Genomic DNA, 26,064 nt, shown 5'->3' with positions numbered 1-26,064 from the left:
TAAGGCCAGCGGGCGTCGGTCAGATGCGCGCCGGAGTGCTTTCAGTCGCTGCCCAGCGCATCGGCCACGGCACGGAACACCCGCTGCATCTCCAGCGGCTTGGGCAGCACGTGCACGCTGATGCCCGATGGGGCCTGGCCGTCGGCGAATGCCGGGGCATTGGCGTCCTCCAGCACGATGGCCGGCCCGCGGTAGCCCATCGCCTGCATCTCGGCCAGCAGCTGCCCGGCCGACAGCAGCGGGATGCCGCTGTCGACCAGCACCACGTCGGGCAGGCCGGCTTCCTGCAGGTGCCGCATCGCGACCGCGCCATCGCTGGCCAGGCGCATGCGGTAGCCCTGGCTGGACAGCGCATTGCCCAGCAGCGAGAGCCGGGTGGCCTCGTCATCGACCACCAGCAGGCGTTCGCCGCGGCCGGCACGGATCGCCGGCACCTCGCCCTCGCCTTCGGCCAGCAGGGCATCCTGCATCGGCAGCAGCAGTTCGAACGAAGTCCCCTCGCCCTTGCAGCTGTGCACGCGGATATGCCCGCCAACGCTCTCGATGATGCGCCGGCATGACACCAGCCCCAGCCCGGTACCGTTGGCCTTGGTGGTGAAGAACGGGCTGAACAGACGCGCCTGGGTCGCCTCGTCCATGCCGATGCCTTCATCGCTGACGCGGATGCGCACGCACTCCTCCTGGCCCTGGCCACCGCGTTCGGCGACCAGGCTCAGGCGCCCGCCGTCGGGCATCGCCTGGATGGCGTTCAATGCCAGGTTGAGCAGCACCTGTTGCAGCTCGGTGTAGTTGGCCTCGATGGCCATGCGGTCATCGGAGACTTCCAGGTGCAGGTCCACGTTGCGCGGCAGGCTGCTCTTGAGCAGCATGCCGACCGCCTGGAACAACCGCTGCAGCACGATGCGCTCGCTGGGCTGGCGCGAACCGCGCACGAAGGACAGCATCGACTCGACCATCTCATGGCCACGCCGGCCGCACTCGGCGATCACGTCGGCCAGGCGCACGATCTTGGGATCGTCGCTGCGCTCGCGGATCAGGTCCGGCACGATCAGCAGCGGCTGCAGGATGTTGCGCAGGTCGTGGCTGAGACCGGCGGCCAGCAGCGCCAAGCTCTCCAGGCGCTGCGAACGCATCAGCTCGTCCTCCACCCGGGCGCGCTCGATCTCGCTGCGCGCCTCGCGGATGGCCCGCGCCACGGCCGGCGGCAGGCGTGCCGGCAGGTGCTTGATGATGTAGTCGTTGGCGCCCTTGCGCAGCGCCTCCACCGCGGTCTCCTCGCCCATGGTGCCGGAGACGAAGATGAAGGGAACCTTCGGGTGCAGCTCGCGCAGTATCTGCAGCGCCTGGTAGCCGGAGAACCCGGGCATGCTCAGGTCCGAGAGCACGATGTCGGGCATGTACTCGGTCAGGGCGCGGCGCAGCCCGGCCTCGTTGTCGACCCGCTCGAATTCGGCCTGCAGGCCGGCGTCGAGCAACTGGTCACTGACCAGCTCGGCATCTTCGGGCGAATCCTCCACCAGCAGGATCCGCAACCGCCCCAGTGGTGCTCCCTTGTTAGGCATGCACGCTCACTCGCCTTCCGGTGCCTGGTTGATGACCGCCCAGAACGTGCCGATCGTCTTGACCGCGTTGAAGAACTGGTCGATGTCCACCGGCTTGACCACGTAGGCATTCACGCCCAGGTCCCAGCTGCGTGCCAGGTCGCTTTCCTCGCGCGAGGAGGACAGGATCACCACCGGCAGGCGCTTGAGCTCCTCCTCGGCACGGATGCGCTGCAGGACCTCCAGCCCGTCCATGCGCGGCATCTTGATGTCCAGCAGCAGGACCGCCGGCAGCCCTTCCTCGCGGTCGGCGTAGGCCCCGCGGCGCAGCAGGAAGTCCAGCGCTTCCACGCCGTCCTCGCAGTGCACGATCGGGTTGGCCAGGCGCGCCTCGCGCAGGGCGTCGATCGCCATTTCGGCGTCGGCCGCGCTGTCTTCGGCGATCAGGATGGTGCGCAACGTGGTCATGCCGGGAGATCCTTGTGGTGTGCGTCGTTGAACGGGGGAATGATGAAGCTGAAGGTGGCCCCCTTGTCCACCTGTGCCTCGGCCCAGATGCGCCCGCCATGGCGGGTCAGCACCCGTCGCACGCTGGCCAGGCCGATGCCGGTACCGGCGTACTCGGAGGCCTTGTGCAGGCGCTGGAACACCCCGAACAGCTTGGAGGCGTACTGCATGTCGAAACCGGCGCCGTTGTCGGTGACGCTGAACTGCTGGCTGCCGTCGGGCAACTGCCGCGCCGACACCTCGATCACCGCCTTCTCGCGCCCGGCGCTGTACTTGATCGCGTTGCCCAGCAGGTTCAACCACACCTGCCGCATCATGTTCTCGTCGGCCACCAGCACCGGCAGCGTGCCGATGCGCCACTCCACCTCGCGCGGCGTGCCGTCGGCACCGGCCTCGGCGCGCAGGTTGGAATCCAGCAGCGCGCGGGTGTCGGCCACCAGCGACTGCATGTCCACCGGCTGCAGGCGCATGGCCCCACGCCCCAGCCGCGAATAGACCAGCAGGTCGTCGATCAACGCCGCCATCCGCTGCGCCGAGCTGCCGATCACGTCCAGGTAATGCTGCGCCTTCTCATCGGCGCCCTCGCCCAGGTGCCGGCGCAGCTTGTCCGAGAACCCGGCCACGTGGCGCAGCGGCGCGCGCAGGTCGTGCGAGACCGAGTAGCTGAAGGCCTCCAGCTCGCGGTTGACGTCGGCCATCTGCTCGACCTTGCCTTCGAGCTGCCGGTTCAGCTCCTCCACCCGCACCTGCACCGCGCGCTGCAGGGTGATGTCGCTGATGGTCATCAGCACCACGTCGTCGTTGGCATCGGGCAGCGACATGCGCCGCGCATTGATCAGCATGGTGCGGGCCAGGCCGTCCACGCCCTGCTGCTGGTGCTCGTAGTCCCACAGCTCGCGCCCGCGCAGCAGCACGTCGGCCAGGCGCTGGCGCACGATGGGCTCCTCCCAGGCACCCTCGCCGATCTCCTGCAGCGGACGCTGGTTCACGTCCTGGCCATCGACGCCGTACAACTCAGCGAAGGCGTTGTTGTGCAGCACGATGCGCAGCTTCTCGTCGAGCAGCACGATGGGCTCGCGCACGGTCTGCAGCACCGAGTTGGCGCGGGCGGTGGACTTGCTCAGGCGCAGCTCGGCATCGGCACGGCTGCCGATCTGCCGGTTCAGCAGCCACAGCACCAGTGCCAGCAACAGCAATTGCACCACCAGCGCACTCCAGCTCACCAGCGAGGACATCCGCTGCTGGCGCTGCGCCTGCAGGCCGCGCTCGGCCAGCAGCGCCTCTTCGTGCTGCTGCAGCTCGACCACCATGTCGCGGATCGGGTACTCGAAGGTCATCTGCTCGATCAGCTCGCGCTGGCGCGGCGAATCGGTGCTGACGGCGATCTCCTTGGCCAGCGCCATGCGCCGCTCCAGCATCGACTCCATCTTGCCGATGCGGACCAGTTGCTCGGGGCTGTCGCTGACCAGCCCGGCGAGCTCGCGCACGTTGTCGGTCACCCGGTCGGCCTGGTCCATGCGCTGCTGCAGCGCCGGCGAGTCGATGCCCTTGGACAGTGTCAGCGCCGCCGACTCGACGTCGCGGATGTCGGCCTGCAGGTTGTACAACCGCGCACCCACCGCGTGGGTGTGCGCCACCCAGTTGGCCGAGGCCACGCTCTGGGTGGACAGCCGCTGCAGGGTCAGCGCCGGGACGACGATGATCAACAGCGCAGCCAAGGCCAGCCCCATCAGGCGCCAGCGGCTCCACCCCTCGTCGCTCAATCCCAGTGCCATCCCGTTTCCTTCGTCACGCGTGGACGCCCCCTGCGTCACACCAGCCGCCATCGACGGCAGTTTCCGTCAATCGGCAGAAACCGCGGCCGTATCCAGGCGTTTGCCTGACAGGGGCCAAGGATTGCATGAAACCTGCGGGGAGTGAACGCCTCGCGCCCTCCTCCCCGCCGTGCTCCGGTTCAGCCGTCGCTGCGCTTGATCGCGTGACCACCGAACTCGTTGCGCATGGCCGCCAGCATGCGGTCGGTGAACGAGTTGTCCTCGCGCGAACGCAGCCGTTCCAGCAGCGACAGGGTGATCACCGGTGCCGGCACGTCGAGGTCGATGGCCTCGCTGACCGTCCAGCGCCCTTCGCCGGAATCCTCCACGTAGGGCGCGATGCCATCCAGCGCCGGGTTCTGGCGCAGTGCATCGGCGCTGAGGTCCAGCAGCCAGGACCGCACCACGCTGCCATGCCGCCAGACCTCGGCGATCTGCGCCAGGTCCAGCGCGAACTCGGCCTTCTTCTCCATCAGCGCGAAGCCTTCGGCGTAGGCCTGCATCATTCCGTACTCGATGCCGTTGTGGACCATCTTGCTGAAGTGGCCCGCCCCGACCGGCCCGACATGGGCCCAGCCACGGTCCGCGGCCGGCGCCAGCGCCTGGAACAGCGGCGACAACCGCGATACCACCGCCTGCTCGCCACCGATCATCAGGCAGTAGCCCTCCTGCAGCCCCCACACCCCGCCGCTGGTGCCGCAGTCGACGAAGTCCACCTGGTGCGCTGCGCAACGCCCGGCCCGCTGCTGCGATTCCCGGTACCAGGAGTTGCCGCCGTCGACCACCACGTCGCCCGCCGACAGCAACGGCAACAACGCCTCCAGCGTCGCGTCCACCACCTTGGACGGCACCATCAGCCACAGCACCCGCGGTGCCGGCAGCGCCTGCACCAGCGCCTGCAGCGAGGTGACCACCCCCACGCCCTTGGCGGCCACCTGCGCCCTGGCCTGCTCGCCCGGATCGAAGCCGGTGACGCGGATGCCACCGCCCTGCAGTCGCTGCGCCATGTTGGCGCCCATCCGGCCCAGTCCGATCATGCCCAGTTCCATTTCTCACCTCGGGTTGTGTTGAAGGAAATTCCGTCCGCACACGCCCGCAGGCGCGCATCGATCCAGCGCCGGTACAGGGTGGTGTGCAGGTTGTGCAGCGTCAGCTCGATGCTGAAGGGGGTGCGCGGGTTGCGGTCGAGCAGGCGGGCGATGTGGTAGCCCAGCGGGCGCACGCCCTTGGGATGCACGTACAGCATCAAGCCGCCATACACCGGGTCGGCCATCAATGCATCGATGCGCGCCAGCAGCACCTGCTGCTCCGCCGGCAGCGCGGCCCGCAGCGTCGCATCGCGCTCGTGCAGCAGGCGTTCGAAGCGGCGCCGGCCATGCCCGGGCATCTGCCGCGCCAGCTCCCATATCCGCGCGTTGAGCGCGTCGTAGTGCGCGAAGCCGCCATGCCGGGCCAACGCCTGGGCGGCGGCCTCGCTGATGTCGGTGATCACGAAGTTCTCGGCCTGGTTGTTGATGTCGTCCAGGTAGCGCTTGTCGTAGACATGGCTGATGTAGCCCGGCAGGCCCATGAACGCCTGCCGCCCCATCGCCGCGGTGCGGACCGCCTTGCCATCGGCGAAGAACTCGCCGGCGTTGCTGCCCAGCAGGATGCTCGGCGTATCGTGCAGGGTCAGGAAGGTGCCGATGGACAACTCCCCGGCGCTGAACTCCGCATCGAACGCCGCATCGCCATACAGCTCGCGCTGGGTGGCGAGCTGGGCGACCTGCCGGCCCACCCCGCACTCGGAGCGCACCCGTCCGCTGTAGAAGGCCTCCAGCGCCCGGCTGTTGCTGCCGCTCGGCGCATAGCCACGGCCAAAGCTGCGGAAGCGCTGCCAGCCCTGCGCACCCGCGCCACCCGCGCCGAAGCCGATCCAGCCCAGCTGCAGCGCCGAGAACCGGTAACCGGGATTGTCCTGCAGGCGACGGGCCGCCGCGCGCGTGGCATCGCCCAGCCGGAACGCATAGGCGCACACGCTGGGCTGCTGTTGCAGCAGGGCTTCGGCCATCTGCTCGCGCTGCGTGGCATCGAAACCCTCGGGCACCTGCACGCGCAGATCGCCCCGGGCCTGCGCCTGCTGCAACGAGGCACGTTGGCAGGGCTGCCCGGCATTGACCGTGACCCCCTGCTGCGGGCCCGATTCAATCTGCCACCCCAGCTCGCGCAGCAGCCGCATCGCGCAGCCGTCGGTGGCTTGCGCCGTGGATGCCAACACCCACATCAACGCAGCGCCGACGCGAACCATCGCGTGCCGGCGCCACGTCACCGGGCCGGCGCCCCGTCGGTCGGTGGCGGCACCAGCGCGATGGCGAACTGCTGCACGCGCGCGAAGAAGTTCCGGTAGAACTGCGCATCCTGCACCGTGCTGCTGGCCACCCGCACCAGCGAGTCATCGTTGCTGCCGAACGGCAGCGACACCGACCCCAGCGCCCCCACGCCCACGCTGGCCGAGGTGGGTGACTTCTTCAGTGCATAGCGGTCCTGCACCGCGCTGGCGAACACCTGTGCATGGCCGTCGCCACGCGCCGCGCAGGACACCCGCAGCACCAGCTGCTCATGCACGTCCTCCTTGGGCTGGAAGTTCTTGTTGGCCTCCACGCTGCCGGCATCGGCGCGGGTGATCGCATAGCCCTGCCCCAGCAGCGCGCGGCGCGCCGCCTCGCAGGCCTGCGCCGGCGATACCTCGAAGTCGCGCGAATAGGTGTCGCCGGAATCGAACGACTCGCGCAGCAGCGTGCTGTTGACGGCCTTGCCACCGCAGCCAGCCAGCGCCAGCAGCATCAGCCCGGCCAGCGCACGAAGCCCGTAGGTGCGCATGGACGCCTCCACCCATCATCGAATGGCCCACAGCATAACGCCGCCAACGTCCAGGGACGTTGACGGCGTTTTCAACACGCTGTTGCGTTGTTGCTCAGTCAGCCCAGCGGCCGGGACCGGTGGACTGCGGCAGCACCTGCGCCGACAGCGGGCGGTCCTTTTCCAGCAGGTTGAGCGCATCGGCCAGGATCGAGGCCGACTCCTTCAACAGCGGGTCCGGACGCTTCTCGGCGGCCTTCTCGCGCGCGGCATCCTTGACGATGTCGCGCTCGTTGCCAGTCAGGCCGTCGTCGCTGCTGTCCTCGGCCAGCGGGTCCAGCGGCAGGCCCAGCTCCCTGCGGGTGGCCTGGCGCTGCTTGCGCTGCGTTTCCTGGCGGTCACGCTCGGCGCGGCGGTCGGCCTCGTTGAGCGAGACGTACTTCTTGGCCGCCTCGGTGCGGAACTGGTTGACGTCCTCTTCCCACCACTGGAACTCGCGGTCGTTCTGGATGCGCTGGCCATGGCGGGTTTCCAGGCGCGGCAGGATCGGCGCGAAATTGCCGTACTGGGTGTGCGGCACCGCGGCGATGCGCGTCCACGGCAGCGCGTTGTCGTAGGTGCTCTCGCCGAACTCGCTGGCATCCACGCTGGCCGGGAAGGCCAGGTCCGGTACCACGCCCTTGTGCTGGGTGCTGGAGCCGCTGACGCGGAAGAACTGGGCGATGGTCAGCTTTACCTGGCCGAAGCGCTCCTTCTCGCTGGCCGGCCAGCGGTCCAGCGGCACCACGTTCTGCACGGTGCCCTTGCCGAAGGTGGTTTCACCGATGACCAGGCCACGGCCGTAGTCCTGGATGGCACCGGCGAAGATCTCCGATGCCGACGCCGAGCCACGGTTGATCAGCACCGCCAGCGGGCCGTCCCAGGCCACGGCCGGGTTGCGGTCGCTGTTGACGGTGACGCGGCCACCGGATTCGCGCACCTGCACCACCGGGCCCTGCTCGATGAACAGGCCGGTCAGTTCGATCGCCTCGTCCAGCGAGCCGCCGCCATTGTTGCGCAGGTCCAGCACCACGCCGTCGACCTTGTCGGCCTTGAAGCCGGCCAGCAGCTTGGCCACGTCGCGGGTCGCGGAGGCATAGTCGGCCGCGTTGCGGCGACGGCCTTCGAAATCCTGGTAGAAGGTCGGCAGCTTGACGATGCCGATGCGGCGCTGCGCCTCGCCGGCCGCGCCGGGGATGGTCATGGTCTCGCCCTTGGCAGCCTGCTCGGACAGGCGGATCTTCTGCCGGGTGATGGTCACCATGCGGTGCTTGCCGTCCACGCCTTCGGCCGCCGGGATGTACTCCAGCCGCACCTGGGTGTCCTTGGCACCACGGATCTTTGACACCACGTCATCGATGCGCCAGCCGATCACGTCCTCGATCGGGCCGGAACGGCCCTGGCCCACGCCGACGATGCGGTCACCGGCCTTGAGCGTGCCGTCCAGGTCCAGCGGACCACCGGGCACCACCTCGCGGATCACCACCACGTCGTCCTGGCGCTGCAGCTGGGCACCGATGCCCTCCAGCGACAGCGACATGGCCTGGTTGAAGTTCTGGGCCGTGCGCGGGGTGAAGTAGTCGGTGTGCGGGTCGACGGCGCTGGTATAGGCGTTCATGTAGAACGAGAACACGTCGTCGTTCTTGAGCTCGTTGATGCTCTTGCCCAGCGTCTCGTAGCGCTTGTCCAGCGTCTTGCGGATGTCGGCGGCCGACTTGCCGGCCAGCTTCAGCCGCAGCCAGTCGTTCTTGACCGACTTGCGCCACAGCTCGTCGAGCTCGGCGCTGGTCGCCCACGGCACGTCCTTGCGGTCGTAGTCGAAGCGTTCCTGGACGCTGAAGTCCGGCTCCTGGCGCAGCAGGCGGCGGGCATAGGCCACGCGCTCGGTGGCGCGCTGGCGGTACACGCTGAACACCTGGAACGCCGGGTCCAGCTCGCCGGAGCGGATCGCATCGCCGGTGCGCGCGGCCAACGGCGCGAAGCCGTCCACGTCGTCCTTGGTGAAGAACTGCTTGCCGCTGTCCAGCGACTCCAGGTAACGCTTGAACACGTCCTGCGAGGTGGCCGCGTCCAGCGCGCGCGGGCGGTAGGCGTAGCGGCTGTCCGACAGCAGCCCGTAGACCAGCTTGGAGGTGGTGGTCTGGTCGAGCGTCGGGGACGACGGCAGGGCCGGGGAATCGGCGCGCGCCAGCATCGCGGCGGGCGCGGTCAGCGCGAAGGCCAGCAGGAAGGCGGGAACTCGGTAAGTCATCAAAGTACTCGGGGCACCGGACGTTGGGGGGAGGTTGCGGACAGCTCGGACACTTCGACAGTGCCGAAAGTTTCGGCCGTTGTCACGCTGTCCACGGCCAGACTAGCCGCAGCCCCGTAGCAGAATGTGAATCGCCCGGACACGGGCTGGCGGCGACCGCCCTGCCCACGCCTGCGCTGCGGCAGGCGCGGGGGCACTCAGGCCGCGCTCAGACGTGGACGCCGGCACCGGCCGCCTGCTGGTCGGCGTGGTAGGACGAACGCACCATCGGGCCGGAGGCCACGTGGGTGAAGCCCAGCGCGTAGCCGTAGTCCTCGAACGCCTTGTATTCCTCCGGCGTCCAGTAACGCAGCACCGGGTGGTGGTGCGCGGTCGGCTGCAGGTACTGGCCGATGGTGACCATCTCCACGTCATGCGCGCGCAGGTCGCGCAAGGTGGCCTGCACCTGCTCGAAGGTCTCGCCCAGGCCGAGCATGATGCCGGACTTGGTCGGCACGTCCGGGTGCTGCGCCTTGAAGTTCTTCAGCAGGGTCAGCGACCACTGGTAGTCCGCGCCCGGGCGTACGTTGCGATACAGGTCCGGCACGGTCTCGATGTTGTGGTTGAACACGTCCGGCGGGTTGGTCGCCAGGATCTCCAGCGCGCGCTCCATGCGGCCCTTGCCACGGAAGTCCGGGGTGAGCACCTCGATGCGGGTGCCCGGCGACTTGGCACGGATGGCGGCGATGCAGTCGACGAAGTGCTGGGCACCGCCGTCGCGCAGGTCGTCGCGGTCGACGCTGGTCACCACCACGTACTTCAGGCCCATGTCGGCCACGGTCTGGCCGAGGCTGGCCGGTTCGTTGGCATCCGGCGGCTTGGGCCGGCCGTGGGCCACGTCGCAGAACGAGCAGCGGCGGGTGCAGACCTCGCCCAGGATCATGAAGGTGGCGGTGCCGTGGCCGAAGCATTCGTGGATGTTCGGGCAGCTGGCTTCCTCGCACACGGTGACCAGGCGGTTCTCGCGCAGCTTGGCCTTCAGGTTGGCCACCGCATTGCCCGAGGGGATGCGCACGCGGATCCACGACGGCTTGCGCAGCACCGGGGCGTCGGCGAACTGCACCGGCGAGCGGCCGATCTTGTCACCGCCGATCTGCTTGACACCGGCCTGCAACGGCGCGGACGAGGTATCGGCCTGCACGACCTGCAGGGGAATGGAGCGCGTGGTGGATTCAGTCATGGCGTTACCGGCGGCGTCAGGGCCGCGTAGTCAGGTCGGGCAATTCGGGCGTCGGCTGCAGCGCCAGCCCGAACTGCTGGGCCAGATGGGACAGCAGCACCGACTTGACCGCCTCGATGCCCGAGGGACCGCCCAAGTCTAGCACCGAGGTCACCTGCATCCCGGCGTAACCGCAGGGGTTGATGCGGTGGAACGGTTCCAGGTCCAGCGAAACGTTGAAGGCCAGCCCGTGGAAGCTGCAGCCGCGCCGCACGCGGATGCCGAGCGCGGCGATCTTGGCCCCGCCGACGTAGACGCCCGGGGCGCCCTCCAGCCGCTCGGCGCCGATGTTCCACTCGTCCAGCGTGTCGATGATGGCCTGCTCGATGCGGCACACGTAGTCACGCACGCCGATGCCGAGCCGGCGCAGGTCCAGCAGCGGGTAGACCACGATCTGGCCGGGGCCGTGGTAGGTCACCTGGCCACCGCGGTCCACGTGCAGCACCGGGATGTCGCCCGGGGCGAGCACGTGCTCGTCCTTGCCGGCCTGCCCCAGGGTGAACACCGGGTCGTGCTCGACCACCCAGACCTCGTCGGTGGTGCCGTCGTCGCGGCCGTCGGTGAACTGCTGCATCGCATGCCAGACCGGCGCATAGCCCTGCCGGCCGAGGTCACGCAGGACGGCGGGCCGCTGGCGCGCGGGCGCCACCGGTACCGCGCAGGCGGTCACAGCGTCCACTTCACTTCCGGATGGTCACGCAGCGCGGCATGCGCCGCGTCGTACTGCTCGCGGCTGTCGGCCCGGAAGGCGATGCGCACGGAGACGTACTTGCCGTTGGACGAATGCTTCCAGGCGATGCGCTCGTTGAGCACTTCCACCCCGGCGCTCTGCAGCAACCTGGGCAGTTCCTGCTCCAGCCCGATGTTGGCCGCGCCCATGGCGCTCAACTCGAAGGTACCGGGGAACTGGAAGCCGTGTTCAGGATTGTCGGACTTGATTTCCATGGCGGACATTATCGGGGCGTGGCGCCCCAAACCCAAGGCCATGGCCGGTTTACAGCCTTCCAAAACGGGAAGGGCCGCTTTCGCGGCCCTTCCGGCAGGCATCGGCAGCTTACCTGGACAGTTCCAGCAGGGTCGAGGAGACCCAGCCACGGTTGCCCAGTTCATCTTCCACTTCCCACATCACGCCTTCCTTGGTGCCGGTCGGGTACAGCATCATGCCCGGATCCAGGGTGCGCACCGGGGCACCGGTGCCGCGGGCGTTGGCCAGCAGGCGACCGGCACGGGTCACGGTCACGGCCTGCTGCGCGTTGGAAGCGGCGGCATTCTCCGGCAGGCCACCCAGCTGAGCGACGATGTCGGTGTAGGCCTGCAGGTAGGCCATGGTGATCACCTGGCCGATTTCGGTGTTGGCGTAACCGCCCACGCCCGCCGCGCCCAGGCCGCTGCCGCCGAACAGGCCGCCGCCGGCACCAAAGCCCATGTCGCTCTTGCGTGCGGAGCCTTCGGCCATGGCCACCTGCTCGGAGGAACGCACGTCGGTCACGGTCAGGACCACATCGGCGGTCTTGCTGGTGAAGTTCAGGCCACCGACGATCGCGCCGGCGCGGCCGCCGATCAGGCCGCCCAGCAGGCCACCAATGGCATTGCCACCGGCGTTGCTGTTCTGCGAGATCAGGTCCGGGATCATCACGTAGTCGGCGGCCTTGATCTGGCCCTTGCCGACGTTGGAACGGCCACGCAGCTCGCCGCTGGCGGCCAGCTCACGCTCGAACTGGCCGGCGGCCATGCCGGCGCCACGGTCGACCAGGGTGAAGCAGCGCGAACGGTTGACGAACACCTTGATCAGGCGGCTCGGCGCCGGCAGCTGCTGGCCGGTCCACCAGTTGGTGGCATCTTCCGGCTCGATCACCGACATCGAACCGATCGGGCGCTGGCAGGTCGGAATCTGGGCGACCGCAGCCTTGCGCTGTTCCTGCGCCTGGGTGCCCCGGTTCTTGAATGATGCTTCGGCGGGCTGGCTGGTGACAGCCGCGGCAATACCTACGGTGAGCGCCGCTGCAACGAGCGGCGAAAAGACGTTACGCATATCAGTTACTTCCCCGTTACCTGCACCTATCGAGGTGCGTTCCTTTGGCGTTTGCGACCTAGCGGCAAAATCCTGTTCCACCCCACTTTCGGGCAGGCGAGCGCGGGCCGGTCGCGCCGATGCTACCGCACGAAGATCAAGGGATTCCATCAAAGCTTTGTGGGAAAACCCCGCGACTTGCGCCTCCCAGGGTGTGATCGTCCGCAAATTTCGATGGACGTCACGTTGCAAACCCCCATTCATCTTGTTGGAAACCACCGGCAATCCCTCCGCGTCCTCCACGGGCATGTCCGGCCATTCCCCCCCTGCTCCCGAAACAATTCGTCCGTTCAGGGCCCGATGTTCAAACCGGCCCGCGCCGCTAAGCTGGTCCAATCTTACGAACGACATCATGGAGAACGCCGCATGAGGGACGGCAAGGGCTTTCCTCTCGCCGCGCTGCTGGCCGGCACCCTGCTCGCCAGCACCGCCCAGGCCGCTGAACAATGCGCGCAGAGCGCCTTGGCCGAGCACCCGCCGGCGATCAACTTCCGCGTCGACAACGACCTGTTCGGCGGCGCCCAGCAGGACCAGGGCTACACCAATGGCGCGATGTTCACCCTGGTCTCGCCGAACCTGAAGGACTACACCGACGACCCCTGCCTGCCGCGCCTGGCACGCTGGACCAACCGGCACCTGGAACGCCTGCATCCGGGCGGGTTCGAACAGCAGAACATGATCTTCAGCTTCGGCCAGGGCCTGTTCACGCCGACCGACAACACCCGCTCGGACCTGATCCGCGACGACCGTCCATATGCCGCCGCGCTGCTGGTGAACTTCGGCTACAACGCGCGCAGCGGCGCGCACCTGCGCACCACCCAGCTGGCGGTCGGCATGGTCGGCCCGGCCGCCATGGGCAAGCAGGTGCAGCAGGCCGTGCACAGCGTGCTGGGCGACGAGAAGTTCAAGGGCTGGGACAACCAGCTGCACAACGAGCCGGTGTTCAAGCTGGTGCATGAGCGGATGCGCCGGTGGCCGGCCGAGCCCAGCACCGCTGGCTGGGGCTGGGACGCGATCAGCCATTGGGGCGGCGCGCTGGGCAACCTCGCCACCTACGCCAACGCCGGTGGCGAAGTCCGCTTCGGCTGGAAGCTGCCCGATGATTTCGGCAGCTCGCCGATGCGCCCGGCCGGCGAGAACACCGCGCCAACGCGCCATGGCCGCGCGACAGGCTGGTCGAGCCACCTGTTCCTCACCAGCGATGCCCGCTGGGTTGTGCGCGACATCACCCTGGACGGCAACACCTTCCGCACCAGCCACCGCGTGGACAAGCGCCCGTTCGTCGGCGACATCGGCTATGGCGTGGCGGTGATGCGCGGTCGCTGGAAGTTCGCGCTGGCCCGCTACCACCGCACCCGCGAGTTCGAAGGCCAGAAGGAAACCCCGGTGTTCGGCAGCTTCACGGTCAGCCGCACGCTCTGACCCGCCTACGGCCTCGCTGCGCAGCCGCGCGCCAGGCAGGTGCGTGCAGCGAGACACAAACAAAAGCGGCGCTGCCGCGTCCGACGAATCGTCGAGCGCGGCAGCGCCGCCTGGCCGTTCCGGCCGGTAGCCGCCCTTACTCGGACTTCCACCACATCATGAAGGCGTCCCACAGGCGCTTGAAGAAGCCACCCTCTTCCACCGCCTGCACCGCCACCAGCGGTGCCTCGGCAATCACCTTGCCATCCAGCGACACCTTGACGGTGCCGATCTGCTGGCCAGCGGTGATCGGGGCAACCAGCTGCTTGGGCACGTCCATGCTCGGCTTGAGGTCGTTGTAACGGCCGCGCGGCACGCTCACCAGCATCGGCTGGGCAACGCCCAGCTGCACCTCATCGGCCTTGCCCTTCCAGACGTGCTGGCTGGTCACGGCCTTGCCCGGCTCGTACAGGCGATGGGTTTCGAAGAAACGGAAGCCCCAGTTCAGCAGTGCCAGGCTGTCATCGGCACGCTGCTTCTCCGAGGCACCGCCCATCAGCACCGCGATCAGGCGCTGGTCGCCGCGCTGGGCCGAGCTCATCAGGCAGTAGCCGGCCGCCGAGGTGTGGCCGGTCTTGATGCCGTCCACGCTCGCGTCACGCCACAACAGCAGATTGCGGTTGGGCTGGGTGATGTTGCCGACGGTGAATTCCTTGATCTTGTTGTACGCGTAGGTCTCCGGGTAATCGCGCACGAAGGCGCGGCCCAGCAGCGCCAGGTCGTAGGCGCTGGACTGGTGGCCTTCGGCGTTGAGGCCGTGCGCGTTGACGAAGTGCGAGTCCTTCATGCCGATCTTGGCGGCGTAGCTGTTCATCAGCGCGGCGAAGGCCTCCTGGCTGCCGGCGGCATGTTCGGCCAGGGCGATCGCGGCATCGTTGCCGGACTGGATCGCCATGCCCTTTTCCATGTCCTCCAGGCGCGCGGTCTGGTTGACCGGGAAACCGCTGTAGCTGCCGTCGGTGCCCGCGCCGCCTTCACGCCAGGCGCGCTCGCTCATCATCACCTGGTCGTCCGGCTTGATCTTGCCGTTCCTGGTCTCGGCGGCGAGCACGTAGGACGTCATCACCTTGGTGATGCTGGCCGGCGGCACCGGCATGTGGACGTTCTCGCCGGCCAGCACCTGGCCGGTGGCGTAATCCATCAGCACCCAGGCGGTGGCGGTGGTCGGGACCGGTGCCGGCGGCGTCGCCACCTGGGCCGGAGCGGCCGCGGCAGCGGGGGCTGGGGTCGGCGTGGGGGTGGGCGTCTGGGCGGATGCCAGGCCAACGACGAGCGTCGTGGCCAGCGCGGCGGCGGCAAAACGGAATTTCATCGGAAATCGGTTCCTGCGGGACGAGGAAAAAAGAAACGGACGATCATTGTAGGACGGGCGCACCGCCATTGCGGTGCGACATCCGGCGTCAGTCGCGGACGATCTGCGGACTGCCAAAGCCCAGACCCGCAATGCGCCCGGCGAGTTCCGCCGCACTGCTCTGGTCGCTGGCTGGTACGCGCAGGCGCCACAGGGTGCGCCCGCCGCTGACGATATCGCTGAGCGAGGCGCCGACGATACCGGCGGCCGACAACTGGCTCAGCGCCCGTGCAGCATTGTCGCGGCTGGAAAAGCTGGCCACCTGCAGCAGGATGGCGCCCAACGCACGCGTGGCCGGGTCGGCCGGAACCGCCGGCGTGGTGGCCGCGCGCACGGCCGGTGCGGGCGCCGTCGCCGGCAGCGGTTGTACGGCCACCGGGGCCGGTTCGGCACCGGCGGCGCGCGTGGCAGCCGGGCGACCGGTGGCCACGCGCACACCGTTGTCCTTCATCCACGCGTCGAAATGATCGGCACTGGCGACCGCGGTGGGGGCCGTCGGCGGGGTCGCGGCAGGCGGGTTCGGCAGCTTTTCCACCAACTGGTCCATGCGGCTTGGTGCCACCGGTCGGGCCGGCGCACTGACCGTCGCCACCACCGGCGCGGCCGCGCGTTCGCTGCGGCCACGGCGGCTGCCGGCCAGCACGTTGTCGCTGCCCGGGGTCAGGCCACGCACCTCGACCCGGCCGGTGCCGCGCTGGGTGATGCCCAGGCGCACCGCGGCCGCGTAGCTCAGGTCGATCACGCGGCCGTCGTGGAAGGGCCCGCGGTCATTGACCCGCACCACCACCGACTCACCGTTGTCCAGGTTGGTGACACGGGCGAAGCTGGGCAGCGGCAGGGTCTTGTGCGCGGCGGTGAAGGCGTACATGTCGTACACCTCGCGGTTGGAGGTCAGCCGGCCGTGGAACTTCTGGCCGTAATACGAGGCCGTGCCCTGCTCGACGTAGCGGCTGACGTCGTCCATCACCTGGTACTGCTTGCCCAGCACCACGTAGGGCGAACGGTTGCCCACCGCCGACCGCGGCTCGCTGGTCACCACCGGTTCGGGGATGCAGTCCACGTTGGGGATGTAGCTTGGCGTGCTGTCCCTGACGCCCGGCTTGTACAGGCCTCCGGCGGTGTAATTGCCCCGCGTGGAGAGGTCTTCCTGCGCCTTGGCGTACGGCGAGCCTTCCGGGCAACCGGCACGGACGTCACCGCGGCCATGCACCACCGTGCCGGCATGCGCGCTGGCAGCGGCACTGCCGCCGCCGGCCTTCTTCGGGGCGCTGCTGCAGGCGGCCAGCCCGAGCACGATCAACGCAGGGACCAGCCACCTGATGTTCATGCCGGGGGGAGCTCCTTGCCGGCGATGGCCTGGGACAGCTGGAACACGGCCATCGCGTACATCTTGGAGATGTTGTATCGGGTGATCGCGTAGTAGTTCTGGAAGCCCAGCCAGTACTGCTTGCCGTTGCTGCCTTCCAGGGTCACCGGCGTGGCGGTGGCGTTGGCCGCGCGGATCGGCGTCACCGCGTGGTAGCCGCGCGCGGCCAGGTCATCGATGGTCCAGGTCGGGGTCCAGTCGGTCGGGTTGAACTCCTCGCGGCCGGCGTCGAGCATGGCCGGCACCGCGACGGTGCCACCGCGCACCCAACCGCCCTTCTTCACGAAGTAGTTGGCAATGGACGAAAACACATCGTCGTAGCTGTTGAACAGATCACGGCGGCCATCGCCATTACCGTCCACGGCGAAATCCAGATAGCTGGACGGCATGAACTGGCCCATGCCCATCGCGCCGGCATAGCTGCCCTTGAGCGCGTTGATGTCCAGCTGCTCCAGCTTGGCCAGCTCGAACAGCTTGGCCAGCTCGTCGCGGAAGAACAGCTCGCGGCGCACCTCGCGCTCGAGCTTGGCCGGGTCGCCGCTGCGCGGGTACTTGAAGGCCAGCGTGTACAGCGCATCGAGCACGCGGTGGTTGCCGGCGTTGCGGCCGTAGCTGGTCTCCACGCCGATGATCGCCACGATCACCTCGGCCGGCACGCCGGTGCGTTCCTGCACCCGCATCAGCTCGTCGCGGTGCTGGGCCAGGAAGGCACGGCCGCCGTCGATGCGGGCCTGGGTGATGAACATCGGCCGGTATTCGTTCCACGGCTTGACCCGCTCGGCCGGCCGCGACATCGCCGCGATGATCGGTTCGCGGATCTGCGCCTGCGCCAGCGTGGCTTCGATGTAGGCCGGATCGATGCGGTAACGCGCCGCGGTGTCACGGACGAAATTGGCACGGGCGGTTTCGAAGGGCACCGGGGTCAGGTCGACCGGGGGCAAGTCCTGCTTGCTTTCCGGAGTCGCCTCGGCCGGGCCGGTGCCTGGCTTGGCCGGCGTGGCGGGTGCCTCGGCCGGAACCGGCGACGGCGTGGGAGCATGCGGCTGGGTCGCGCAGGCGACCAGACCGAACGTGAGACAGCAAATCAGAGCGCGTCGAATCATCGGCCGAGATTAGCAGGTCAAAGATGAATTTCCATCAATAAGACCATGAATCCCAACGAGATTGAAGGGGAAAATCCGTCCACGGATGGCACCCTGCAGCGCCCCTGGAAGATGAATGCGGCCACGCTTTGCCGGCCCTGCCCGTCCACCGGGCATAAAAATGGGCGTCGGCCATCCCCCCATCCCGCAGAGATGACCGACGCCCGGATTGGTGTGGGGGAACCGGGTCGTCATCTCCCCATGCCGACCCGCCAACAACCAACCGGATGTCGCGGCGCGACAGCTGCCAGCGACGCTGACATTGTGAAGAACTCGTAAAGCCTTGTGTTTGATCTCGATCAAAAGCCGGGCAATCAACCCAACTCAGCCACCGTGGACCGGCCGGTGCGCACGCACCGCCATCACCAGGCCGAAGCCGGCCAGCAGCGAGACCGCCGAGGTGCCGCCATAGCTGATCAGCGGCATCGGCACGCCCACCACCGGCAGCAGGCCGGAGATCATGCCGCCGTTGACCAGGATGTACACGAAGAATGCCAGGCCGGTGGCGCCGGCCAGCAGCCGCGAGTAGGTATCGCGCGCCTCCACCGCGATCCACAGGCACCGGCCGATCACGAACAGGTACAGGGCCAGCACCACCGCCACGCCGACCCAGCCGTATTCCTCGCTGAGCACGGAGAAGGCGAAATCGGTGGTCTGCTCGGGGATGAAGTTCAGGTGCGACTGCGAGCCCAACCCCCAACCCTTGCCGGTCAGGCCACCGGAGCCGATCGCGATCTTGGACTGGATGATGTTCCAGCCGGCCCCGAGCGGGTCACTCTCCGGGTCGAGGAACATCATGATGCGGTCCTTCTGGTAGGGCCGCAGCAGCCACAGCCACGCCACCGGCGCGGCCGCGGCCACGCCGCCCACGCCGATGCCCACCCACCACCACGGCAGGCCGGCCAGCAGCAGCACGAACGCGCCGCTGGCGGCGATCAGCACGCCGGTGCCGAAGTCCGGCTGCAGCATCACCAGCCCGGTCGGCACGCCGATGATCACCGCCGCCACCAGCACCACCGGGATGCGCGGCGGCAGCGGCATGCGATTGAGGTACCAGGCCACCATCATCGGCAGGCTGACCTTGAGCAACTCGGCCGGCTGCAGGTAGAACAGCCCCAGGTTCAGCCACTGCCGGCCGTACTTGCCGGTGCCCAGCACGAACACCGCCAGCAACGGCAGCATGGAGACGGCGTAGATCAGCGGCGTCCAGGCGCGGATGCGCAGGATGGAAACCCGCGAGATGGCCCACATCGCCACCAGGCCCACCGCGAAGCGCACGCCCTGCGCCATCACCAGCCCGCCACCGCCGGCGCTGTCCAGCACCGACAGGCCGATGCCCATCAGCACGGCCAGCGCGATCAGCAGCGGCCAGTCCAGGCCGCGGGTCAGGCGCTGGCCCATCTCCAGTGCCCAGCGCAGGAAGTCCCTCATCGTTGTGCCTCCGGGCCGCGTGCCTCGGGCCCGGCCGGACGCGATGGCGCCACGGCGGGGGATTCGAGGGAGGACGGTGCCTGTGGCGGTGGCGCGGGCGCGCCCACCATCACCGGCATGGCATCGAACAGCAGTGCCGCCTGTTCACCACGGGCGCGTGCGGTCGGGTCCTCGGTATCGAAGGTGGCGATGCCGACCGCGACCGTGCCGCGCTCGGCATCCAGCGGCTGCAGGCCCTCGGGCATCACGCCCAGCAGCCACGCATCGAACACCTTGCGCGCGATCGGCGCGGCCGCCGAACCACCGTAACCACCGCCCTCCACGGCGATGGCGATGGCGATGACCGGGTCCTCGGCCGGCGCGAAGCCGACGAACAGCGCGCGGTGGCGCAGGTGCATCGGCAGGCTCTTGGGGTTCAGCGCGGCGGTGCCCTTGCGGCTGATCACCTGCGCGGTACCGGTCTTGCCGGCCATCCGGTACTGCGCCCCGGCGGCGACACGCCAGCCGCTGCCACCGGGCTGCATGGTGCCCATCATGCCTTCGCGCACGGCCTGCAGGTTGGACGGGTTGGGGCTGATCGACCGCGGTGCCGGCTGCGCCATCGCCATCCAGTCGTGGTCGAAACCGGCGCGCTGCTCGGTGACCAGGTGGGGGCGCCGCAGCTGTCCGGTGGCCAAGCCGCCCACGCCGCGCGCCAGCTGCAGCGGCGTCACTTTCCACAGGCCCTGGCCGATGCTGGCATTGACGGTATCGCCCGGGTACCAGCGCTCGCGGTTCGCCTTGGCCTTGGCCGCCGGTGAGGGCAGGATGCCGCCGATCTCGCCGAGCAGGTCGATGCCGGTGGGCTGGCCGAAGCCGTAGTGGCCGCCCATGTACTCGTCATAGCGCTCGATGCCCATGTCGATGCCGAGCTGGTAGTAATAGGTGTTGACCGACTGCGAGATCGACTTGCGCAGGTCGGTCCAGCCATGGCCGCCACGGTTGGCGTCACCCCAGCCACGGCTGACGCCGGGCAGGTAGAACATGCCGCGCGAGAGGATCTTGTCCTCCGGCCGGCGCAGCCCGCTGTCCAGCCCGGCCAGGCCGAGGAACGGCTTGACCGTCGAACCCGGCGCCACGCCGCCCAGCACCAGCCGGTTGAACTGCGGCCGCGACGGGTTCTCGTTGAGGCGCTTGAAATCGGCGTGCGAGATGCCGTTCACGAACAGATTGGGGTCGTACGACGGCAGGCTGACCATGGCCAGGATCTCGCCGGTACGCGGGTCGATCGCCACCGCCGAGCCTTCCTGCTCGCCGAAAGCGGCCACCATCGCCCGCTGCAGGTCGGCATCGATGGACAGCCGCAGGTCGGTGCCCGACTGCGCCGGCACCCGGCCGACGGTGCGGATGGCGCGGCCCTGCACATTGGTCTCGACCTGCTCGTAGCCGATCTTCCCGCGCAGCTGCTGCTCGTAGTAGCGCTCCAGGCCGGACTTGCCGATGTGGGTCAGCGCGGCATTGCCCTCGCCCAGCTCCTCCAGGTCCTTGTCGTCGACCCGGCCGACGTAGCCGATGATGTGCGCGAACAGGTCGCCGTAGGGGTAGCGCCGGGTCAGGTAAGGCTCCAGCTCCACGCCCGGGTAGCGCCAGCGGTCCACCGCGAAGCGCGCCATCTCGTCGTCGCTGACGCGCAGCTTGAGCGTCACCGGCATGAAGCTGCGACGCGCCTTGCGCGACTGCCGGAAGCGCTCGATGTCCTCATCGCCCAGCGAGAAGATCTGGCGCAGGCCGGCCAGGGTGGCCTCCATGTCCTGCACCTTGTCCGGGGTCACGTCCAGGCGGAAGGCCGGCACGTTCTCGGCCAGCAGCCGGCCGTTGCGGTCGTAGATCAGCCCGCGCCCCGGCACCACCGGACGCGCCTTGATGCGGTTGGCCTCCGAGCGCGTGGCATAGATGTCGTGGTCCAGCACCTGCAGCTTGAAGTACCAACCGCCCAGGAAGCCCAGCGCCAGCAGCACGCCGAGGAAGCCCAGTGCCGCGCGCCGCCGGAACTGTTCGGCCTCGGCGTGCGGGTTCTTGGTCTGGCGCCGGTTGTACATGCTCAGCGCCCGCGCTTGCCCAGCCGCACCGCATCCAGCAGCACATACAGCGGCAGCCACAGCGCCATGCCCAGCAGCGGCGCCCACCAGTAGCTCCAGGGCAGCAGCGGCGCATCACCGAGCAGGTGGATGGCCGCGTCGATGACGCGGTCGTTGAACAGCAGCCCACCGATCGACAGTGCCTGCTGCGACAACGGGAAGAACCGGATCCGCGCGCGGAAACGCTGCAGGATGAAGGCCATCACCACCAGCCGCAGCGCCTGCTCGCCGAGGATGCCCCCGGTCAGCACATCGGCCAGCAGGCCGATGCAGAAGGCGAAGCCCAGCCCTGCGCGCTCGGGGGTCTCGATCACCCAGTACGCCAGCACCAGCGCCAGCCAGTACGGGCGCAGTGGCAGCAGCAGGTCAGGCAACGGCACCAGTGCCAGCAGGAACGCCAGCACGATGCTGACCGGCAGCACCCAGCCCTTGTTGCGCAGGCGGCTCATCGGCGCTGCTCCGGCGTGGCCTGCGGCGACGGCGCTTCGGCGGGAGCCGTGGACGCACCGGCGGCGCCCGCCGGAGTGGCCGGGGCCGCTTCGGTGGGCGACGGGCCTGCCGGCGGTACGGCCGTGGCACCGGCCGGGGCCGGATGCGCCGACGGCGTGACGGTACCGGCCGCGTCGGCCGGGAGCTCCAGGCCCTGGGTCACCGGCAGGCGCGGGATGGCCGGCACCGAGCGCAGCAGCAGCACGTTGCGACCACGGTCCAGCTTGGCCGCCGGCTCCAGTTCACCGACCAGGAAGGCATGGGTATCGTCCGGGCGCAGCTTGAGGATCCTGCCGACCGGGAAGCCGGCGGGGAAACGCCCGCCCAGGCCGGAGGTCACGATCTCATCGCCCACCTCGACGCCCGCGCTGAGCGGGATGTCGCGCAGCTCCAGGCGGTCGCCGCGCCCGTAGGCGATCAGCCGCACCCCGTTGCGGGCCACGTTCACCGGCACCGCATGGTCCGGGTCGGTCAGCAGCAGCACGGTCGAATGGCTGGCATTGACCGCGATCACCTGCCCCATCAGGCCGCCGGCATCGATCACCGCCTGGCCGACGTGCACGCCGTTGCGGCTGCCCGAGTCCAGCACCACGCGCTGCTTCACCGGGTCCAGGTCGATGTCCAGGATCGGCGCCAGCTGCACGTCCAGGCCATTGCGTTCGGCGGCATTGAGCAGCTCGCGCAGCTGGGCGTTGTCCAGCGCGGCGGTCTGCAGGCGGGTCAGGCGGGCATTGGCCAGCAGCAGCTGGTTGCGCAACTCGCGGTTCTCCTCGACCAGCTGGCCGTGGCTGGCGGCATGGTCCTTGACCGTGGCACCGACGCGGCCGGGCAGCCCGGCCAGTGCCCAGACCGGCTGCACCACCACGCTGGCCTGCGCACGCAGGCGCGACAGCCAGCCGCCCTGGATGTCGAGCACGATCAGGGTGATGGCCAACGCCAGGTAAGCCAGCAGTCGCAATGTGCTGCTGGCGTCACCCTGTCGGGAGGCTACGGGAGGGCCGGCGTAAGGAGGCACGGATCAGGCGCTGGGAGCAGGGAAAGGGAAAAAGGGAATGGGGGCCGCAGGAGCCCCCGAACGTCAGCGCGCACACCGGATGTCATCTGCAGCGGGGGCAGGAACACGCGGACCGGGGCAGATCGCAGCAACCCACGCATCGTCATTCCCGGCTCCCCACCCCGATCCCGGCCTCACTCCGGCGCGAAGAACTCGTTGCCGTGCATGTCCACCAGCTCCAGCGCACGGCCGCCACCGCGGGCCACGCAGGTCAGCGGGTCATCGGCCACCTGCACGTGCAGGCCGGTCTCCTCGGAGATCAGGCGGTCCAGGTCGCGCAGCAGGGCGCCACCACCGGTCAGCACGATGCCGCGCTCGGCGACGTCGGCGCACAGTTCCGGCGGGGTCTGTTCCAGGGCCAGCTTGACCGCCGAGACGATGCCCGACAGCGGTTCGTGCAGGGCCTCGAGCACCTCGTTGGAGCTGATCTTGATCATCTTCGGCACGCCCTCGGCGAGGTTGCGGCCGGAGATCTCCATCTCGATCACTTCCGCCTGCGGGTAGGCGCAGCCCAGCTCGACCTTGATGCGCTCGGCGGTGGCTTCACCGATCAGCATGCCGTGGTTGCGGCGCACGTAATTGGTGATGGACTCGTCGAAACGGTCGCCGCCGATGCGGACCGAGGCCGAATAGACGATGCCGTTCAGCGAGATGACCGCCACTTCGGTGGTGCCGCCGCCGATGTCGATGACCATCGAGCCACGCGCCTCGGTCACAGGCATGCCGGCGCCGATCGCCGCGGCCATCGGCTCCTCGATCAGGAACACGTCACGCGCACCGGCCTCCTCGGCCGACTCCTTGATGGCGCGGCGCTCGACCTGGGTCGAGCCGGCCGGCACGCAGACCAGCACGCGCGGGCTCGGGCGCAGCACGCGCGACTTGTGCACCTTCTTGATGAAGTGCTTGAGCATCGCCTCGGTGTAGGTGAAGTCGGCGATGACGCCGTCCTTCATCGGGCGGATGGTGGTGATGTGGCCCGGGGTACGGCCGAGCATCTGCTTGGCCTCGGCGCCGACGGCGGCCACCGAGCGGGTGCCGCCGATGGCACGGTCCTGGCGCACGGCCACGACCGACGGCTCGTTCAGCACGATGCCCTGGCCGCGCACATAGATGAGGGTGTTGGCCGTGCCCAGGTCGATGGACAGGTCATTGGAGAACATGCCACGCAGCTTCTTGAACATCTGGGAAGTGATCCTGACGGGTGTCGTGCCCACGCCGGTTGGCGAAAAAATGGGCAGAAAATGAGGGCCGCTAGCCTATCAACCCACCATGGCCCGGGCAAGAAAAATCCTTGGAAAATCCGGGTTCCGGACCACATCAGGCAGACGCGGTACAGATTCGGTTGTGGCCGTCCGCCGCGGCACCCGGTAACCTTATGCGCTTTGGCGCGCTGCGCGCCGGCCCGCCTGCGGCCGCACGGCGGCGTTTTCCTTTTCCCGTATAGGCCTGTTCGCGATGTCCGCTTTGATCTGTGGTTCCCTTGCCTTCGACACCATCATGGTGTTCCCGGACCAGTTCAAGAACCACATCCTGCCGGACAAGGTGCACATCCTGAACGTGTCCTTCCTGGTCCCGCGCATGCGCCGCGAGCTGGGCGGCTGCGCCGGCAACATCGCCTACAACCTGAAGCTGCTCGGCGGCGACCCGATCCCGATGGGCACCGTGGGCCAGGACTTCGGCCCGTACCGCGAGCATTTCGAGCGGCTGGGCATCAACCTGAGCCAGGTGCGGGTGCTGGAGGAGATGTTCACCCCGCAGTGCTTCATCACCACCGACCACGACAACAACCAGATCACCGCCTTCCACCCGGGCGCGATGATGCGTTCGCACGAGAACCACGTGAAGGACGTGCCGGGCGTCACCTTCGGCATCGTCGCGCCGGACGGCCGCGAGGGCATGATCCAGAACGCGGCCGAGTTCCTGGAATGCGGCATCCCCTTCATCTTCGACCCGGGCCAGGCGCTGCCGCTGTTCAACGGGCCGGAGCTGCGCCAGTTCATCGAACAGGCCGACTACGTGGTGGTCAACGACTACGAGTCCAACCTGCTGCAGCAGCGCACCGGCTGGAGCGAGAAGGAAATCGTCGAGCGCACCCAGGCCTACATCACCACCCAGGGGCCGCGCGGGGCGATCATCCACACCCCGGAAAAGAGCTTCGACATCCCGCCGGCGCACGAGCGCCGCGTGGTCGACCCGACCGGCTGCGGCGACGCCTTCCGCGCCGGCCTGATCTACGGCATCGAGAAGGGCTACGACTGGCTCACCATCGGCCGCATGGGCAACCTGATGGGCGCGCTGAAGGTCGAGCACCCCGGCACCCAGAACCAGCGCTTCGACTTCGCCGAGTTCAACGACCAGTTCAAGCAGCAGTTCGGCTACGCGCTCTGAACCCGAAGCGCGAAGGCACCCGGGAAACGGCGCTTCGGCGCCGTTTTTCGTTGCCCCGCCACCGCCCGGGCAGGCACCGGTCAGCCTTGTGGCCTGACCCGACCGCCACCGCCAATGTCCCTGGGCCTTTTCTGCGCGGTGCTGCTGGCCGCCCTGCTCCACGCCAGCTGGAACGCCATCGTCAAGCTCGGCGGCGACACGCTGCTGACCACCCTGCTGGTCACCGGCTGGGCGGCGGTGCTCGCGGCCCTGCTGCTGCCGTGGTTGCCCGCGCCCGCGGCGAGGAGCTGGCCCTGGCTGGCGGCATCGGCGGTCCTGCAGGCCGGCTACTACGTCCTGGTCGCGCGCGCCTACCGGGTGGCGGACATGAGCCTGTCCTACCCGCTGATGCGTGGCTGCGCGCCGCTGCTGGTGGCCCTGGCCGGCAGCCTGGCCTTCGACGAGCACCTGCCCGCTGCCGGCTGGGCCGGCATCGCCCTGGTCTGCGGCGGCATCGTGCTGATGGCCGGCAGCGGCAACCGCCGCAACCTGCAGCTGCCCCTGTTCATCGCGGTGGTCATCGCCACCTACACCCTGGTCGACGCCCGCGGCGCACGCCTGTCCGGCAACGCGCTCAGTTACACGCTGTGGCTGTTCCTGCTGTCCGGGCTGCCATTGCCGCTGTGGGCACTGGCGCGGCGACGCGCCGAGCTGGGGGACTACCTGCGCCGGAACTGGGCACGCGGCCTGGTCGGCGGCATCGGCACCACCACGTCCTACGGCATCGCGCTGTGGGCGATGACGCTGGCGCCGGTGGCGATCATCGCCGCGCTGCGCGAAACCTCGATCCTGTTCGCGTTGGCGCTGTCGGCGCTGCTGCTGAAGGAGCGGATCAGCCGGCGGCGCCTGCTGGCCGCGGCGGTGATCCTGATCGGCGTGGCCTTGCTGCGGCTGGCCTGATGCCCCC

Annotated in this window: 22 protein-coding genes; 3 read left to right on the top strand and 19 right to left on the bottom strand. The window is 68.8% G+C overall.

Going from position 1 to position 26,064, the window contains the following annotated elements; translation table 11 throughout:
• Positions 1-41: 41 nt before the first annotated feature.
• The 11 genes from ACIPR8_RS01660 to ACIPR8_RS01610 all read right to left on the bottom strand — a co-directional run bounded on the left by ACIPR8_RS01660 (position 42) and on the right by ACIPR8_RS01610 (position 12,280).
• On the bottom strand, positions 42-1,562 hold the full coding sequence (locus ACIPR8_RS01660; protein WP_192287680.1) for an ATP-binding response regulator: 1,521 nt from the start codon (positions 1,560-1,562) through the stop codon (positions 42-44).
• A gap of 6 nt (positions 1,563-1,568) precedes the next feature.
• Positions 1,569-2,009: a response regulator gene (locus ACIPR8_RS01655; RefSeq protein WP_132865660.1), complete on the bottom strand. Its 441-nt coding sequence runs from the start codon at positions 2,007-2,009 to the stop codon at positions 1,569-1,571.
• A complete protein-coding gene (locus ACIPR8_RS01650; RefSeq protein ID WP_446539962.1) occupies positions 2,006-3,823 on the bottom strand; it encodes a sensor histidine kinase in 1,818 nt (605 codons plus the stop codon). Before ACIPR8_RS01650 ends, ACIPR8_RS01655 begins: the two co-directional genes overlap by 4 nt.
• 179 nt (positions 3,824-4,002) lie before the next feature.
• A complete protein-coding gene (gene gnd / locus ACIPR8_RS01645) occupies positions 4,003-4,911 on the bottom strand; it encodes a phosphogluconate dehydrogenase (NAD(+)-dependent, decarboxylating) (protein WP_446539961.1) in 909 nt (302 codons plus the stop codon).
• The gene (locus tag ACIPR8_RS01640) at positions 4,896-6,125 is read right to left on the bottom strand and encodes a hypothetical protein (RefSeq protein WP_446539960.1); all 1,230 of its coding nucleotides are present in this window, start codon (positions 6,123-6,125) and stop codon (positions 4,896-4,898) included. The genes gnd and ACIPR8_RS01640 overlap by 16 nt, the downstream gene beginning before the upstream one ends.
• A 41-nt stretch (positions 6,126-6,166) precedes the next feature.
• Positions 6,167-6,721, bottom strand: coding sequence for a DUF2242 domain-containing protein (locus ACIPR8_RS01635; RefSeq protein WP_446539959.1), 555 nt, complete (start codon positions 6,719-6,721; stop codon positions 6,167-6,169).
• A gap of 94 nt (positions 6,722-6,815) precedes the next feature.
• The gene (locus ACIPR8_RS01630; RefSeq protein WP_446539958.1) at positions 6,816-8,990 is read right to left on the bottom strand and encodes a carboxy terminal-processing peptidase; all 2,175 of its coding nucleotides are present in this window, start codon (positions 8,988-8,990) and stop codon (positions 6,816-6,818) included.
• A gap of 208 nt (positions 8,991-9,198) precedes the next feature.
• On the bottom strand, positions 9,199-10,209 hold the full coding sequence (gene lipA, locus ACIPR8_RS01625) for a lipoyl synthase (RefSeq protein ID WP_132865666.1): 1,011 nt from the start codon (positions 10,207-10,209) through the stop codon (positions 9,199-9,201).
• A gap of 16 nt (positions 10,210-10,225) precedes the next feature.
• On the bottom strand, positions 10,226-10,918 hold the full coding sequence (gene lipB / locus ACIPR8_RS01620) for a lipoyl(octanoyl) transferase LipB (protein WP_446540613.1): 693 nt from the start codon (positions 10,916-10,918) through the stop codon (positions 10,226-10,228).
• Complete coding sequence (locus tag ACIPR8_RS01615) at positions 10,915-11,193, bottom strand: DUF493 family protein (protein ID WP_132865668.1); 279 nt, start codon at positions 11,191-11,193, stop codon at positions 10,915-10,917. The genes lipB and ACIPR8_RS01615 overlap by 4 nt, the downstream gene beginning before the upstream one ends.
• 109 nt (positions 11,194-11,302) lie before the next feature.
• Entirely contained in the window at positions 11,303-12,280 is a 978-nt protein-coding gene (locus tag ACIPR8_RS01610; protein ID WP_132865669.1) for a CsgG/HfaB family protein, read from the bottom strand.
• A gap of 405 nt (positions 12,281-12,685) precedes the next feature.
• Here ACIPR8_RS01610 and ACIPR8_RS01605 point away from each other — a divergent pair, with 405 nt between their 5' ends.
• Positions 12,686-13,741, top strand: coding sequence for a lipid A deacylase LpxR family protein (locus ACIPR8_RS01605; RefSeq protein WP_132865670.1), 1,056 nt, complete (start codon positions 12,686-12,688; stop codon positions 13,739-13,741).
• 136 nt (positions 13,742-13,877) lie between these two features.
• On the opposite strand, the gene ACIPR8_RS01600 is transcribed toward ACIPR8_RS01605, so the two are convergent.
• From ACIPR8_RS01600 to ACIPR8_RS01565, 8 genes are all read right to left on the bottom strand, one after another.
• Positions 13,878-15,092: a D-alanyl-D-alanine carboxypeptidase family protein gene (locus tag ACIPR8_RS01600; protein ID WP_132865671.1), complete on the bottom strand. Its 1,215-nt coding sequence runs from the start codon at positions 15,090-15,092 to the stop codon at positions 13,878-13,880.
• A gap of 88 nt (positions 15,093-15,180) precedes the next feature.
• Entirely contained in the window at positions 15,181-16,458 is a 1,278-nt protein-coding gene (locus tag ACIPR8_RS01595; protein WP_446539957.1) for a septal ring lytic transglycosylase RlpA family protein, read from the bottom strand.
• On the bottom strand, positions 16,455-17,600 hold the full coding sequence (gene mltB, locus ACIPR8_RS01590; RefSeq protein WP_446539956.1) for a lytic murein transglycosylase B: 1,146 nt from the start codon (positions 17,598-17,600) through the stop codon (positions 16,455-16,457). The genes ACIPR8_RS01595 and mltB overlap by 4 nt, the downstream gene beginning before the upstream one ends.
• 363 nt (positions 17,601-17,963) lie before the next feature.
• Entirely contained in the window at positions 17,964-19,070 is a 1,107-nt protein-coding gene (gene rodA, locus ACIPR8_RS01585) for a rod shape-determining protein RodA (protein ID WP_132865674.1), read from the bottom strand.
• On the bottom strand, positions 19,067-21,148 hold the full coding sequence (gene mrdA / locus ACIPR8_RS01580) for a penicillin-binding protein 2 (protein WP_446539955.1): 2,082 nt from the start codon (positions 21,146-21,148) through the stop codon (positions 19,067-19,069). The genes rodA and mrdA overlap by 4 nt, the downstream gene beginning before the upstream one ends.
• A gap of 2 nt (positions 21,149-21,150) precedes the next feature.
• Positions 21,151-21,636 carry a rod shape-determining protein MreD gene (gene mreD, locus ACIPR8_RS01575; RefSeq protein ID WP_132865676.1) on the bottom strand — a complete coding sequence of 162 codons (486 nt, stop codon included), beginning with the start codon at positions 21,634-21,636 and terminating at the stop codon, positions 21,151-21,153.
• The gene (gene mreC / locus ACIPR8_RS01570) at positions 21,633-22,691 is read right to left on the bottom strand and encodes a rod shape-determining protein MreC (RefSeq protein WP_192287690.1); all 1,059 of its coding nucleotides are present in this window, start codon (positions 22,689-22,691) and stop codon (positions 21,633-21,635) included. Before mreC ends, mreD begins: the two co-directional genes overlap by 4 nt.
• A gap of 173 nt (positions 22,692-22,864) precedes the next feature.
• On the bottom strand, positions 22,865-23,911 hold the full coding sequence (locus ACIPR8_RS01565; protein WP_005419402.1) for a rod shape-determining protein: 1,047 nt from the start codon (positions 23,909-23,911) through the stop codon (positions 22,865-22,867).
• Between the two features lie 274 nt (positions 23,912-24,185).
• On the opposite strand from ACIPR8_RS01565, the gene ACIPR8_RS01560 reads away from it, so the two are divergent.
• Positions 24,186-25,118 carry a carbohydrate kinase family protein gene (locus ACIPR8_RS01560; RefSeq protein ID WP_132865678.1) on the top strand — a complete coding sequence of 311 codons (933 nt, stop codon included), beginning with the start codon at positions 24,186-24,188 and terminating at the stop codon, positions 25,116-25,118.
• 114 nt (positions 25,119-25,232) lie between these two features.
• Positions 25,233-26,057 (top strand): EamA family transporter, encoded by an 825-nt coding sequence (locus ACIPR8_RS01555; RefSeq protein WP_446539954.1) that lies wholly within the window; start codon positions 25,233-25,235, stop codon positions 26,055-26,057.
• Positions 26,058-26,064: the final 7 nt, after the last annotated feature.

This window comes from Stenotrophomonas sp. LARHCG68 (assembly GCF_052871705.1).
This window is presented reverse-complemented; position numbering and strand designations above follow the sequence as displayed.